General features: G+C 67.9%; 14 protein-coding genes. 6 read left to right on the plus strand and 8 right to left on the minus strand.

The genetic code is table 11. The features are described from left to right. Positions 1 to 167: 167 nt before the first annotated feature. From LN047_RS14840 to LN047_RS14855, 4 genes are all read left to right on the plus strand, one after another. A complete protein-coding gene (locus LN047_RS14840) occupies positions 168 to 686 on the plus strand; it encodes a Dps family protein (RefSeq protein WP_056318539.1) in 519 nt (172 codons plus the stop codon). A gap of 65 nt (positions 687 to 751) precedes the next feature. Next, on the plus strand, positions 752 to 1,255 hold the full coding sequence (locus LN047_RS14845) for a redoxin domain-containing protein (RefSeq protein ID WP_373979414.1): 504 nt from the start codon (positions 752 to 754) through the stop codon (positions 1,253 to 1,255). Beyond that, positions 1,252 to 1,791, plus strand: a complete 540-nt coding sequence (locus LN047_RS14850; RefSeq protein WP_373979415.1) for a DsbA family protein — start codon at positions 1,252 to 1,254, stop codon at positions 1,789 to 1,791. Before LN047_RS14845 ends, LN047_RS14850 begins: the two co-directional genes overlap by 4 nt. Positions 1,792 to 1,958: 167 nt before the next feature. Further along, on the plus strand, positions 1,959 to 3,524 hold the full coding sequence (locus tag LN047_RS14855; protein WP_373979416.1) for a hypothetical protein: 1,566 nt from the start codon (positions 1,959 to 1,961) through the stop codon (positions 3,522 to 3,524). Positions 3,525 to 3,544: 20 nt separating this feature from the next. On the opposite strand, the gene LN047_RS14860 is transcribed toward LN047_RS14855, so the two are convergent. From LN047_RS14860 to LN047_RS14880, 5 genes are all read right to left on the minus strand, one after another. After that, positions 3,545 to 4,033: a heme-binding protein gene (locus LN047_RS14860; RefSeq protein WP_056318547.1), complete on the minus strand. Its 489-nt coding sequence runs from the start codon at positions 4,031 to 4,033 to the stop codon at positions 3,545 to 3,547. 112 nt (positions 4,034 to 4,145) lie between these two features. Continuing rightward, positions 4,146 to 4,760, minus strand: a complete 615-nt coding sequence (locus tag LN047_RS14865) for a response regulator transcription factor (RefSeq protein ID WP_062840131.1) — start codon at positions 4,758 to 4,760, stop codon at positions 4,146 to 4,148. Further along, positions 4,757 to 6,196: a sensor histidine kinase gene (locus LN047_RS14870; protein WP_373979417.1), complete on the minus strand. Its 1,440-nt coding sequence runs from the start codon at positions 6,194 to 6,196 to the stop codon at positions 4,757 to 4,759. The genes LN047_RS14865 and LN047_RS14870 overlap by 4 nt, the downstream gene beginning before the upstream one ends. A 56-nt stretch (positions 6,197 to 6,252) precedes the next feature. Then, the gene (locus LN047_RS14875) at positions 6,253 to 7,407 is read right to left on the minus strand and encodes an HPP family protein (protein ID WP_373979418.1); all 1,155 of its coding nucleotides are present in this window, start codon (positions 7,405 to 7,407) and stop codon (positions 6,253 to 6,255) included. A gap of 110 nt (positions 7,408 to 7,517) precedes the next feature. Next, positions 7,518 to 7,970: a MarR family winged helix-turn-helix transcriptional regulator gene (locus LN047_RS14880; protein ID WP_142055105.1), complete on the minus strand. Its 453-nt coding sequence runs from the start codon at positions 7,968 to 7,970 to the stop codon at positions 7,518 to 7,520. Between the two features lie 83 nt (positions 7,971 to 8,053). On the opposite strand from LN047_RS14880, the gene LN047_RS14885 reads away from it, so the two are divergent. Continuing rightward, complete coding sequence (locus LN047_RS14885; RefSeq protein WP_373979419.1) at positions 8,054 to 9,859, plus strand: chloride channel protein; 1,806 nt, start codon at positions 8,054 to 8,056, stop codon at positions 9,857 to 9,859. Between the two features lie 10 nt (positions 9,860 to 9,869). Here LN047_RS14885 and LN047_RS14890 read toward each other — a convergent pair whose 3' ends face one another. Beyond that, positions 9,870 to 10,775, minus strand: coding sequence for a LysR family transcriptional regulator (locus tag LN047_RS14890; protein ID WP_152384533.1), 906 nt, complete (start codon positions 10,773 to 10,775; stop codon positions 9,870 to 9,872). Between the two features lie 166 nt (positions 10,776 to 10,941). On the opposite strand from LN047_RS14890, the gene argC reads away from it, so the two are divergent. Beyond that, positions 10,942 to 11,874 carry an N-acetyl-gamma-glutamyl-phosphate reductase gene (argC, locus tag LN047_RS14895; protein WP_373979420.1) on the plus strand — a complete coding sequence of 311 codons (933 nt, stop codon included), beginning with the start codon at positions 10,942 to 10,944 and terminating at the stop codon, positions 11,872 to 11,874. 49 nt (positions 11,875 to 11,923) lie between these two features. Here argC and LN047_RS14900 read toward each other — a convergent pair whose 3' ends face one another. Together LN047_RS14900 and LN047_RS14905 are read right to left on the minus strand one after the other, a co-directional pair. Beyond that, positions 11,924 to 12,913, minus strand: coding sequence for a tripartite tricarboxylate transporter substrate binding protein (locus LN047_RS14900; RefSeq protein WP_373979421.1), 990 nt, complete (start codon positions 12,911 to 12,913; stop codon positions 11,924 to 11,926). A 76-nt stretch (positions 12,914 to 12,989) separates the two neighbouring features. Then, positions 12,990 to 14,042 (minus strand): hydroxyacid dehydrogenase, encoded by a 1,053-nt coding sequence (locus LN047_RS14905; RefSeq protein ID WP_373979422.1) that lies wholly within the window; start codon positions 14,040 to 14,042, stop codon positions 12,990 to 12,992. Positions 14,043 to 14,076: the final 34 nt, after the last annotated feature.

Here is a 14,076-nt window from a genome sequence, read left to right on the forward strand (position 1 = left end):
ACCCGCACATTATCAGCCATGTTTGAAAGAAAACACCCGTATCTCCTGGGTAAACCTTCGTATGACTGGAGAAAACGATGAGCCGATTTTGCCGGCGCGGCGCCGTGGCTATTCTGGTTTCCATCGGGAATCGATGCCCGATTCGTGAAGCCAACCCGGAGAATTCCATGAACGATCTTTCGCTTCAAACCCGCATCACCGCTCCCCTGCGCACGCCTACCGATCTGGGCGCCGAGGCCAGGGTCGACATCGCCGCCGCCCTGACGGGCCTGCTGGCAGACATGTTCGCGTTGTATCTGAAGACCAAGAACTTTCACTGGCATATGTCGGGCCCGCACTTTCGCGACTATCACCTGATGCTCGACGAGCAGGGCGACGAGATCTACGCCACGACGGACGTCATTGCCGAACGCGCCCGCAAGGTGGGCGGCACCACGCTGCGTTCGATCGGCCACATCCAGCGCCTGCAGCGTCTTGCCGACAACGACGCCGACTACGTGACCCCCGAGGACATGCTGGCTGAGCTGGCCGACGACAACCGCCGCCTGACGGGCTTTCTGCGCGCGACGCACGCCGTGTGCGAGGCCCACAACGACGTCGCCTCGACCAGCCTGATCGAGAACTGGATCGACGAGGCCGAGCGCCGCACGTGGTTCCTGTACGAGTCGACGCGCGCCCAACGCTGATCCCCAGCCGGTCGGCTGCCGTCCAGACCCTTGCGCCGCGCGCGGCGCGTCCAGGAGACGTTTCCATGTCACACGACTACCCCGCGGCCGCCTTGCCAGCCGGCACGGCCGCCCCGTCCTTCGCCTTGCCGGCCACGCCGGACCAGACGGTTGCGCTGGAAGAACTGCGCGGCCGGCCGCTGATCCTGGCGTTCTACCCCGCGGACTGGAGCCCGGTCTGCGGCGACCAGATGGCGCTTTACAACCAGATCCTTCCCGAATTCCACAAGGCGGGCGCGCAGCTCGTCGGCATCTCGGTGGACGGCGTCTGGTGCCACGCTGCGTTCGCGGTCGATCGCAAGCTGCATTTCCCGCTGCTGGCCGATTTCGAACCGAAGGGCGAGGTTGCCCGGCGCTACGGGGTCTACCGCGAACCGGAGGGCATCGCCGAGCGCGCGCTCTTCGTGATCGATGCCGAGGGTGTCATCCGTTGGAGCTACGTGTCGCCGCTGGGCATCAACCCGGGCGCCGACGGCATCCTGGACGCGCTCGACAAACTGGCCCCCGCCTTGCAAGGAGTGCAATCATGAGCCGCTTGTTCATTCCCGTGAATGCGCAGGACCACATCCAGGGGCCGGACAGCGCGCCCGTGACGCTGGTGGAGTATGGCGATTACGAATGCCCGTATTGCGGCGAAGCCTATCCGGTTTTAAAGGCCGTGCAGCGCGCGCTGGGGGACCAGATGCGCTTCGTGTTCCGCAATTTCCCGATTTCGGAATTGCATCCGGACGCCGTCGCGGCGGCTGAGTTTGCCGAGGCGGCCGCGCAGGCGGGCAAGTTCTGGCAGGCGCACGACCTGCTGTACGAGCGCCAGAATGCCCTGACGCAAAACGACCTGTTCGCCTACGGTGCGGAAATAGGCCTGTCGGCCCAGGTGCTTTACCGCGCCTTCGGCGGCGCGTTCGATTCCAAGATCGAGGTGGACCTCAGCGGCGGCGTGCGCAGCGGCGTGAACGGCACGCCGACCCTGTTCATCAACGGCGTGCGGTACGACGGGGCAAGGGATGCCGACACGCTGGTCGCCGCGCTCACCGCGGCGGCGCGAGAGGCTGCGGTCCACGCGTGAGTGAAGCAAGGCCCCGCATCCGGCGGTCTCGTTGCTTGCCCGGGGCTGCCCGCCCGGGGCTGCCCGCCCGGGGCTTAAGTCTGGCGTTTCCGTGCCGTTACATTTCTCAAGGAAATCCCGGCCGGGCGGGCGAACATGCCGCGCGGCCGCCAAGAGGAAGACACGCCATGACATCCGTTGCCTCCGTAGGTGCCGTGACCACGATCGGCCTGACCCCGCCCGCCACGGGCGTGACCCGCGCGGGCGATCCGCCCGAGGTCGCCGCGGCGCCCGCGTCCACGACGGTGACGCTGGGGCAGGGCACGGCCCCCGCGCTGACCTACACGCCGCAGCCGGCTGCGACGGGCGTCGTCTGGGAGCACGAGGCGTCGGACAAGGTTTCCGCCGTCATGGCCGAAACACTCTCTGCCCGCACGCTGGCTGGCCGGCTTGAGGGTGTGGCCTCGGCGCTGCTGGAGCGGTTCACGACCGATGGCGGCAACTACCTGCAATCGGCGCGGATGCTGCCGGGCGCCGGACAGGTAGGCGCCCTGGGCGCCGTGCAGACCGGTTCGGCCGGCCAACCCGAAGACGCGTACACGCTGCGCATCACCACCGCCAGCGGCGTGAAGGTGGAGGTGGGACTGCGCAACAGTGCGGACGGTCTGGAAGTGCAGATCGACGTGGCCGAGGGCGAGCTTTCGGAAACCGAGCGCAAGGCGATTGCGGGTCTGTCCAAGGCGTTCCAGGACGCGGTGGATGGCCTGGCCTCGGTGCCGCCGCGCATGGCGTGGTCCAGCCTGGCCAAGTTCGACACTGCCGTGCTGTCGTCGGTGTCGCTGCAAGCCACGACCACGGCCAATGGCGTCATCTCGCAATCCGTCGAGTTTTCCGCCGACAGCAAGCAGCGCTCGCTGGCCATCAAGAGCGTCGACGGCGTGGTGAAGGTCGACGTCGACGTGAGCAAGTCCGCGCTCTTTGGCAACGCCCAGCAGCGCGACGCGGCCGTCAGCGACTACCTGCAGCAGTTCGACGCCGCGCGCACGCGTGGCCGGGGCAACGAGGCAATGATGTCGCTGTTCAAGGACGCCTTCGCCGAACTGCACCAGAGCTACGAAGCGGGCGCGGCGCCGTCCAGCCAGGCGCCGCGCATCGCCGCGGCCGGCTACACGTACCGCAGCCTGCTGTCGGGCGTGGCGGACTTCTCGGCCTCGATCTCGCAGAATGGCGACGCGAGCAATCCGTACAAGACCAGCGAAGTCGACCAGTTCACGTATCAGGTCTCGCAAAGCAGCAGCGTGAGCGGCCGGCCGCTGTTCGATCTGGGCGTCAGCCAGGAGCAGCGCGCCAATCTGGCCGCCAGTTATCACACCGCGCTGGCGCCGCAGCAGACGCTGGACCTGACGCGCGACAAGGATTCGCAGAATTACCGGTTCTTCCAGATCCGGGACGAGGTCAGGAGCCAGACCAGCATCCGCTACGAAGCGGGCATGCTGGCCGAGGCGAACCTGACGCACTCGCGCAATCTGTCGACCCGCATGCAGGCCTACGTGAAAGGCGAGCTGATCGAAGACACCTTGACGCCGGTGCTTGAGACCACCACGCGCGACCTGATGTCGCTGGTGCGCGCCGCGGAGCTGGAGCCGTCCGAAAGCGAGCGGCTGCAACGCCGCGATCCGGCCGCCGCGGACGCGTTGCTGCTGAGCAAGCACCTGGCGCTGGCGCGTGCCGTGGCCAGGGACCGGCAGCCTTAATCCAGGGCGCAGCCGCCCGCTTACTTGAACAGCGCGGCGTTTTCTTCCAGCACGGCATCGGCGCATTGCGCGTCCAAATTGCCGCCCGGCGCCCCGGCCACGCCAATGGCGCCGATCACGCTGTTGCCGGCCTTGATCGGCACGCCGCCACCCAAGAGCAGAAAGCCCGGAATGTCGGTCAGGTTGGCGGCGCCGGGATTCTTCTGCGCGTTTTCCATCATGGTGAGCGTGGGCGTCTTGGCCGACACGGCCGTGAAGGCCTTGGCGCGGCTGGCTTCGATGGTGTGCGGGCCAGCGTTGTCGGCGCGCGCAAACGCCTTGAGCAGGCCGGCGCGGTCCACGACGGCGGCGCTGACGTTGTAGCCCTTGGCCTGGCAGGCGGCGACAGTGGCAGTCGCCAGCTTCTGTGCGTCGGCCATCGACAGGTTGCTCTCGCTCAGCACGGCGGCATGGGCGGCGCCGGCAAAAGCCAGCGTGGAAATCAGGGCGGCAAGCGAAAGCTTCTTCATGGTCTGAATCCTTTGTGAGGTGTTGCGGTAGGAGCAGACAGTGTGGCCAAAAGGCCGAAAACCCGGTATACGCCCGACTACGCGCACGCCTCCGTAGCGCTACGGAGGCGCATCAGTCGAGCAGGGTCGCGTACTGGCGGATCAGCTGCGCGAGCGATTCGGCTTCCAGCTTCGCAAAGACGTTGGCGCGGTAGGTTTCGACCGTGCGCGGCGACAGGTCGAACTCGCGCGCGATTTCCTTGTTGCTCATGCCGCGCACGATGCGCGCCAGCACCTCGTGTTCGCGCGCGGACAACCGCGCCAGGCGGTCCGCCGCCGCCTGCGTGACGGCCAGGCGTTCACGGCTGGCGATGTGCGTGCGCACGGCCGCCTGCACCGCATCCAGAAAGACATCGTCGTCGACCGGCTTTTGCAGGAATTCCATGGCGCCGCCCTTGAATGCACGGCGGCACAGGTCCACATTGGCGTGCCCGGTCAGCATGACGACGGGCAGGTCGGACCGGTCGGCAAGCTGGGCAAGCACGTCCAGGCCGCTGATGCCGGGCATGCGGATGTCCAGCACCACGCAGCCGATCACGGGCTGCGCCAGGGCATCCAGAAACGCCATCGGGTCGGCGTAGCCCGCGCTGCGCAAGCCGACGCTGCGCAACAGCAGTCCAAGGCCATCGCGCACCGCATCGTCGTCATCCACCAGATAAACGAGCGGGGAATGGTCGTTGGGATTCATGCGGCGGCTCCGGCTTGCGGCAGGCTGACGGTGAAGCAGGCGCCCGCGGGACTGAGGTTGCGCGCGGCGATGCGGCCGTCCATCGACCCGGCCAAGGTATCGCACAGGGCAAGACCCAGGCCCATGCCCTGGTCGCGGGTGGTGTAGAACGGCGTGAACAGGCGCGGCATTGCATCCGCGGCGATGCCGGGGCCGGTGTCGCTGACGCTGAACTGGTACTGGCCGTCCACCACGCGGCCTTCAAGGGCGATCTTGCGCGCGCCGGTGGCGCCATCCAGCGCGTCCGCCGCGTTCTGCACCAGGTTGTGCAGGATCTGTTCGAGGGCCACACGGTCACCCAGCGGGCGCGCGCCGGGGCTGGCGTTGGTCCACGTCAGCCGGATGCCTTGTCTAGCCAGCTCCGGTTCGCGCAGGAAGCGCAGCGACGCGATCATCGCATCCGGATCGATGGCTTCGCGCCGCGCCGGGGCACTGGGCTGCACCAGCGCGCGCATGCGGCTGATGATGTCGGCGGCGCGCTTGGCTTGTTCGGCGCTGGCCAGCAGCGCATGGCGCACGGCGGGGCGCTCGTCTTCGTCATCGAGCAGACGCTGGGCGGCTCGGGTTTGCGCCAGGATGGCGGTCAGCGGCTGATTGAGTTCATGAGCGATGCCGGCGGCCATTTCGCCCAGCGTGCTCAGGCGCGCCATGGCCGAAAGCCGCACCTGCTCCTGCTGCCGGCGCGCTTCGGCGCGCGAGCGTTGCCACGCGGCTGCGCCGGCCACCAGCAGGCCGCTGGCCGCGGCCCACCCGAGCCAGACGGCCCAGGGCCAGGATGCGGGGGTCAGCGTGCGCGTGCTGCGCATCCGGAACGGCTGGCTGGCCGCGCCCAGCGGCTTTTGCAGCGCCAGCGTCCAGCCGGCTAGCGACGCGTTGGGTTGCTTGTCCAGAAGGGGTAGCGGCTTGCGGTCCACCGTGAGGGTCAGATTGCCCAGGCCCGGGGGAAAGTCAGCGGCAGGCACGAGGTGGCGCGCGTCGATCAGCAGGCTCCACCCCGACGGGGACACCAGCCAGTAGCGCGCGTCGTCCACGGCAATGGTGACGGGCCGGTCCAGCTGGCGCGCGCGTTGTACCGCGGCGGTCAGGCCGGCGGGTTCGGGCAGGCTGCCCGACCATACGCCGCCCGGTAGATAGCCCAGGCCCAGAAGCTGGGGCATGGCGGGCTGCAGGCTGGGAAAAAGGCGCTCGGGGGCGGGCGGATGCGACAGCGCGGCCAGCGTGGCGAGGACGGCTTCGTGCTGCACCGTCTTCTGGCTCAGCATGCGCTGGGCGATGCTGGTGCTCTGGAAGAAGCGCTCGTACTGATCCGCGTACTCCTGGCGCGCGATCCAGATTGCGCCCAGACAGAAGAGGACCAGCCAGCAGAGAAAGGCGCGCGCGCGGGATAGGGGATTCACGCTGGCCATTATGCCTTGCGGCAAACCCGCGCCGGAATCCGTAGGGCTACGGAGGCTCAGGCGGCCAGCTTGTGCGTGCCGGCGGGCTGGGAGTTGGCCGAAACGGCCATCTGATACAGCGCGGCCACCAGGTCGGACTGCGTCACCAGCCCCTGCAGATGGCGGCCCTCGTCCAAGACGGGCACGCAATGCAGGCTGTCCGACATCGGGCGCGCCAGCTCGATCACGGGCAGGCCGGGCGTGGCGAAAGGCACTTCGCTGCGCATGCAGTCGGCCACCAGCAGATCGGGCGTGAAGGCGGCATCCGTGGCGACGGGCGCCGGGCGGCTCTTGCGCGCCAGCACATCGCCCTGGGCAATCATGCCCGCGTAGCGGTCCGCCGAATCCAGCACCGGCAGCGCCTGCAAACGGTGCTTGTCAAAGAGCCGCACCGCGTAGTCCAGCGGGTCCTTTTCCAAGACGGTCACCACGTCGCGCGACATGATGTCGGCGCATCGCACGTCGCCAAAGCGGCGCACGCTGGCGCGCAGTTCGGCGGCGAGCACGATGTCTTCCAGATCTTCCTTGCTGATGTCCAGCAGCTCGCCGCGCTGGCTCAGCGCCTCGTCAAGGTCGGCGCGCGAAAAGCCCAGCCGCGCGCTGGGGATGGGGTCGCGCGTGTGGTGACCGGCGGCCGGTTCGGCGTGGCGGCGGGGGTAGTTGCGTTTGAGCGCGCCGTTGAAGACCACGGCGATGGCAAGAAGAATGACCGAATTCAGCGCCACGGGCCACAGCGCGAAACCGTACCCGAGCTTCGCGACGGCCGGTCCCCCCAGCACGGCGGTCAGCGCGACGGCGCCGCTGGGCGGATGCAGGCAGCGCAGGGAAAACATGGCGCCGATCGCCAGGGCCACGGCGACGGCGGCGGCAACGCCGGGTAGGGGAATGAACTGCGCGCAGAACACCCCGATCAGAGCCGACACGAGGTTGCCGGCCATCAACGACCAGGGCTGGGCGAGCGGACTGGCAGGCGCGGCGAACAGCAGCACCGCCGATGCGCCCATCGGCGCGATGAACCACGGATTGTCCGCGCCGAGCGCGTGACGTCCCACCCACTCGGTGCAAAACAGGCCAAGCAGGGCGCCGACCGCGCCGTACAGTTTTTCGCGTCCGTTGACGCCCACGGGCGCTGGCGCGAACGAGCCCAGCCAGCGCTTGATTGCAACACCCAAGACAATCTCTCCTCGCGACGCATTGATATGTCGCGGGGCGACAATTTATCACGAGGCGCATTACCTGACGGCATGAGCTTATGCCGGACAGGCGTAAAGGAGAGGGGGGATCAGTCCTTGCCGTTGTCGGCGCCCATGCGCGCCAGCAATCGCGTCAGAAGCGGACGCATGGCGTGCAGTTCTTCGAGGTGCGAGGCGGAGAGGTTTTCCAGCATGCGCTCGCCCTTGGCGGTCAGCACGACCTCGACGCGTCGTCCGTCTTCGGGGTCGGCTTCACGGCTGACCAGGTCCAGCCGCGCTAGACGGCCCACCAGTTCGGCCGCGGTGTGCGGGCGGATCAGCAGGCGGTCGGCGATTTCGCCAACGTAGAGGCCCCGGCGTCCGGGAGCGCCCTTGCGCGTGCCCTTGATGGCCAGCAACGCCTGATGCTGCTGCGGCATCAGGTCCAGGCCCGCGGCCGCGCTTTCACTGAAGGCCGCGAATTTTCGCAACGCATAGCGAAAGTCCGCGAGCAGTTCGTAGTCTGCGGGAGACAGGCGAGAGGGTGTCTTGGAGGCGTTCACCGCGCGATTCTAATATATGTCGTGCTACGATATATATGACTTTTCTCAAATTCCGTGCGAATACTTCCCAAGTTGCTTTGACCATGCCTCCCATTTCCTCTTCCGCCCGGCCCGGACTGCGGCTCGGCGACTTCACCACGGACCGGCGCGTCGTCCTGCTGATGGGTCTTGCCATTCCCGTCGGCCTGGCCAGCGTCGCGGCCGCCTGGATCCTGCTGCGCCTGATCGCACTTTGCACGAACCTGGCCTATCACGGCCTGTTTTCCTTTGCCGACCTGCCCATCACCACTGGCCGTCTCGGGTGGGGATCGGTGGCCATCCCGGTGATCGGCTGCCTCATCATCGGCGTTATGGCGCGCTACGGCTCAGAAAAGATCCGCGGCCACGGCATCCCCGAAGCCATGGAAGCCATCCTGATCGGCAAGAGCCGCATCCAGCCGAAGGTGGCAGTGCTAAAGCCCGTGTCGTCGGCGGTGTCCATCGGCACCGGCGGCCCGTTCGGCGCCGAGGGACCCATCATCATGACGGGCGGCGCGATCGGGTCGCTGCTGGCGCAGACCATCCACCTGGACGACGGCGAACGCAAGACGCTCCTGGTTGCCGGCGCGGCGGCCGGCATGACGGCCATCTTTGGAACGCCCCTGGCCGCGGTGTTGCTGGCGGTTGAACTGCTGCTCTTCGAATGGAAGCCGCGCAGTTTCCTGCCCGTGGCCGTGGCCGCGCTGGTGGCGGCGGCAACGCGCGCCTTCGTCATGGAGCCCGGCCCGATCTTTGCGTATGCCGGCACGTTTGCCTTCACGCCGTGGCATCTGGTGGCGTGCGCCGCGGTCGGCGTGCTGGCGGGCCTTGGGTCCGGCGTGCTCACGTCGCTGGTGTATGCGGCCGAAGACCTTTTCGAGAAGCTGCCCATCCACTGGATGTGGTGGCCGGCCATCGGCGGACTGGCCATCGGCATCGGCGGCCTGATCGAGCCCGCCGCGCTGGGCGTGGGCTACGACAACATCCGCCATATGCTGGCGGGCGATCTGGCGTTCCAGGCGGTGCTGGTGCTGCTGGTGGTCAAGGTTGCGATCTGGTCGATTGCGCTGGGGTCGGGCACGTCCGGCGGCGTGCTGGCCCCGCTGCTGATCTTTGGCGGCGCGCTGGGCGCGCTGGCGTCGCCCGTGCTGCCGCAGGCAGACCCGGGGTTCTGGGCCCTGGTGGGCATGGCGGCGATGATGGGCGGCACCATGCGCGCCCCGCTGACGGCAACGCTTTTTGCCGTGGAGCTGACCGGCAACCTGCAGGCGCTCTTGCCGGTGCTGTCGGCGTGCGTGTTTGCCTATGGCGTGACCGTGCTGCTGCTCAAGCGGTCGATCCTGACCGAAAAGATCGCACGCCGCGGCCACCATATCAGCCGCGAATATCGCGTGGATCCCTTTGACCTCTTGCGCGTGGCCGACGTGATGACAAGCCCGGTGCAGACGCTGCCCGACACGATGACGGTGGCGCAGGCCGTGACGCATTTCACCACCGCGCAGCCCGTCCACACGAGCTATCCGGTGCTGGACGCGCAAGGTGTTGTGGTGGGCGAGGTGACGCGCGCCGACACGCTGGCGTGGGCATTGCAAGGTGAGCCGGACGACCGGACGCTGGCGCAGGCGCTGGACGGGCGCGAACTGGTGTTCGGCCATCCCGATGAACTGGCCAGCCAGATCGCGGACCGCATGGCGTTGTCCGGGGCGGGGCGCGTGCCGATCATCGACCGCGATTCCGGCCGGTTGCTGGGCATCGTGGGCCGTAAGGACCTGTTCCGCTCGCGCGCGCGCCGGTTGCGCGAGGAAAGCCAGCGGGCGGCGTTTTTCCGCCGTGGCGCGTCTGCGCCGGTCAGGCTGCGCAAGACGGGCTGAGGCGGTTCGATTACGCCGCCGCGGCCTTGCCGCCCGATGCGCGCAATTCCCACAACACGTCCAGCACGTGCTGCGTGGCCGCTTCCACTTGCCCGGCGCGATGCGCGATGCCCAGCGGCCGCCACAAGGCGGGCCGCACCGGCCGCATGATGACGCGCGGATCGGGTTGCGGCGCGGTCGCCTCATGCGGCAACAAGGTCGCGCCATAACCGGCAGCCACCAGGCTCTTGATGGCGTCGTTGTAGTTCAACTGGATGCGCGCGCGCGGGTTCAGGCCGGCGGCCATGAACCATTCGCCCGTCAGCCGCGACAGGCGCGTGCTGGCGTCGTTCAGGATCAGCGGCCGCTCGGCCAGCCACGCGGGCGTGAGGCGCGCGGGCGCTTTCCAGGACGCGGGCAGAAAGGCCATCACCGGATCCCGGCGCCACGGTCGCAGCACGAGTCCCGTCATGGGCGGTTGTGGCAGCGCGACGAGTCCCACGTCCAGTGTCCCTTCGGCCAGCCTCAGCAGCGTCTCTTGCGAGGTCAGCACCGCCACCTGCACGTCGATGCCGGGATGATCGCGGCCCAGCGTTTCCAGCGCTTGCGGCAGCAGATGCGCGATGGCCCCGGTCGAGGCCCCCAGCCTCACGCGGCCGGCCAGCCCTTGCACCTGCCGCTGCACGTCGTCCAGCGCCTGGTCCGCCTCGGCGAGCAGGCGGCGCGCCCGTTCCAGCAACGTTTCGCCGATGGGCGTGGGCCTGACCTGACCGCGTTTGCGCGTCAGCAGCGGCGCGCCGACACGGGCTTCCAGATCGGACACGTGCAGGCTCACGGTGGGCGGCGCCAGATGCAGCGCACGCGCGGCGTCGGCAAACGACCCGAGGTCGGCGATGGCGACAAGGGTGCGCAGACGGTCCAGGCTGATTTCGCGCATGAGGGATTCCGCGATGGGTTTCGATGTTGGTGGGGCCGTGCCTGCATCATTCAGGAAACCTGAATCAAACGATCATGATATTCGACTTTTCTTATCTGGCGGCGGGATCGAAGATGACGTTCATTCCTGAAGAGATCAGGCAACGCCGAACCATCCGGACCGCATCATGACCCAACCTCTAGTTTTCATCGACGGTGACCAGGGCACGACAGGCCTGCAGATCCACGAGCGGCTGCACGGCCGCACCGACCTGCGGCTGCTGACGCTGCCTGAGACCGACCGCAAGAACCCGCAGCGCCGCGCCGAGGCGATCAACGCCAGCGACATCGCGATTCTCTGCCTGCCCGACGAACCGGCGCGGCAGGCCGCCGCCTCGGTCGTCAATCCCACGGTCCGCATCATTGATGCCAGTTCCGCGCATCGCACGGACGCGGGTTGGGTCTATGGTTTTCCGGAAATGCGCGCGGGCCAGGCCGAGCGGATTGCGCACGCGCTGCGGGTCAGCAACCCGGGCTGCTATCCCACCGGCGCCATCGCGCTGCTGGGGCCGCTGGTGCAGGCCGGGCTGGTGCCCGCCGACTATCCGGCGGTCATCAACGCCGTGTCCGGCTATTCGGGAGGCGGGCGCGCCAGCGTCGATGCTTACGAAGGCGCGGAAGGTGCGCGCGGACCCGCGTTCCAGGTCTACGGCCTGGGTCTGGCTCACAAGCACACGCCCGAGATCGAGCGGCATGCGGGCCTTACGCAGCGTCCGGTGTTCGTGCCGTCTTACGGCGCTTTCCGCCAGGGCATCGTCCTGACCGTGCCGCTGCACCTGCGCCTGCTGCCCGCCGGCGTGGACGCCGCGGCGCTGCACGATTGTCTGCAACAGCACTACGCGGGCGCGGCCCATGTTCAAGTCGTGCCGCGCGACGAGGCGGCCACGCACGCGAACCTGGATCCCCAGGCGCTGAACGGCACGAACGACCTGCGGTTGGGCGTGTATGGCAATGCCGCGTACGGTCAGGTGCTGCTGGCTGCCGTGTTCGACAATCTGGGCAAGGGCGCATCGGGCGCGGCAGTGCAGAATCTGGATCTGATGCTGGCCGCGATGCGTTGATGGGGCGCGGGCAAGCCGGGCAAGGCCACGCCGCCTTTGCCCGGCCGGTTTACTTGTCGAGCCAGGGCGCTTCCTTCCAGAGCAGGCGGAATTGCGCTTCGCCGGCCGACAGTTCCTTGGCGTATTCCGCGGGCGGCAGGTAGCGCAGCGGCGCAAACATCTCGCGGGCCTTGGCCTGGAATTGCGGGTCTTGCACCGTGTGCTGGACGGCCGAGACCAGCTTCGTGCGGACCTCGTCCGGCAAGCCCTTGGGCGCGGCCAGACCGCGCAGCGAAGCCAGTTCGAAGTCGAACCCCTGTTCCTTGAAGGTGGGCACGTCGGGCAGCGCGGCAGAGCGGGTATTGCCCATCTGTCCCAAAAAGCGCAGCGGCGTGCCGCCTTTCCGGTACTGAAGCGCCTCGCCCACGTTGATGGCGCCGATCGTGATCTCGCCGCTTGCCAACGCGCCGCGCACCTCGCCGGCGCCCTTGTACGGGATGTGGCTCAGTGTGGTGCCTGACGTGCGTTCGAAACGGAGCATGGCCAGGTGGTCGTCCGAGCCGGTGCCCGTGGTGCCGACGGTGACCTTGCCGGGATTCTGCTTTGCATAGGCAGCCAATTCCGCCAGGTTCTTGATCGGGTTGTCGTTCAGCACCGAGAACGCGCCCGGATCATCGATCAGGTTGCCGAGCAGATCGTAGCTTTGCCACGTGAAGTCCGTCTTGCGCTCGATGGGAATCGTCAGCAGATTCGGCGTGTTGATGAAGCCGATGGTGTAGCCGTCCGGCTGAGCGCGCGCCAGTTCCGCAAAGCCGATGGCGCCGCCCGCGCCCGGCCGGTTCAGCACCACGATGCGCGCGTCGCCGCCCAGGTACTTTTGCAGGAAGGGCGCCATCATCCGGGCGACCAGGTCGGTGCCGCCGCCCGGTCCGTAAGACACGATCAGGTTGATCGGCCGTTCGGGATAGCCGGCCGCCTGCGCGGCGCCGGAAAACAGGGCGGCGCCTGCAAGCAGGGTAGCCAGGGTGCGCAGCGTGCGGCGCTTGGTCTGTTGTTGCATGGTTGTCTCCTTTGGATGTTTTGGCGGTCACGGCCTGTCGCGCCTTGCGGCGCGGCCAGGCACGAATGCCGCGTTGTTATGTCAGGTGGGCAATGCGCTCGGCGGCCCGGGGCCAGACCTCCGGGTTGACGAGTTGCGGCGGCCGCTCGCCGCGCAGCATGGCGGCAAGCTGCGTTGCCGACGAGCGGGCGACGCTGCGGCGCGCTTCGTGCGTGACGCCTGCGGTGTGGAAGGTGGCGACGACGTTGTTCAATGCCAGCAGCGGGGCCGATCGGTCGGGCGGTTCCTGCTCCCACACGTCCAGCCCGGCGCCTCGCAGGTGTCCGCCCCGCAACGCGTCATGCAGCGCGCTTTCGTCATGGATGCCGCCGCGGGCCGTCGAAATGAACACCGCGCCGGGTTTCATCGCCGCAAAGGCGCGTGCGCCGAACAGGCCGCGCGTGGAGGCGTCCAGCGGGCAATGCAGCGAGACGATATCGGACTGCGACAGCAGTTCGTCCAGCCCGACCGGTTCAGCGCCGCGCGCGCGGATGGTCGCGGCGTCCAGCAGCGGATCGTGGGCGATGACGCGCAGGCCAAAGCCTTGGGCAATGCGGGCCACGCAGGTGCCGATCTTGCCAATGCCCACCAGGCCGATGACCGCGCCGTGGATCTCGTGGCCCATCAGGTCTTCGCGCGAAAAGCCCGTGTCATGGCGCAGGCGGTTATGGGATTCGACGATCCGGCGTTGCACGGCCAGCAGCAGCGCGTAGGTGTGTTCGGCCACGGACTCGGCGTTACCGCCGGCCTGGTTCACGACGGCGATGCCGGCGGCCGTGCAGGCTGGCACATCGATGGTGTCGTAGCCCGCGCCGCCCGACGACACGCACACGAGGTCCGGGCACTGCGCGATCAATGATTCGCCGACAAACCACTGGCGCGGCAACTCGTCCTTGGCCGCGGACACATGGTAGGCATGAGCGGATTTCAATCCGGCAAGCGTGCGGGCGTCGTCGCCCTTCGCGGGAAGCACCGACAGCGCAATGCCGGGCGCGGCGCCGATGATTTCGTCAAATACGGGGTTCAGCCACAGGTCCAGGCGGACAAGCCGGGCGGGGCGGTCGTGCGGGGTGAATCCGGAATCCGGCATGGGGCCTTATCTCCAAGTCAGTCCGACTGGACTC

This window comes from Achromobacter sp. JD417 (assembly GCF_041879325.1).
GTDB lineage: Bacteria > Pseudomonadota > Gammaproteobacteria > Burkholderiales > Burkholderiaceae_B > Achromobacter > Achromobacter mucicolens.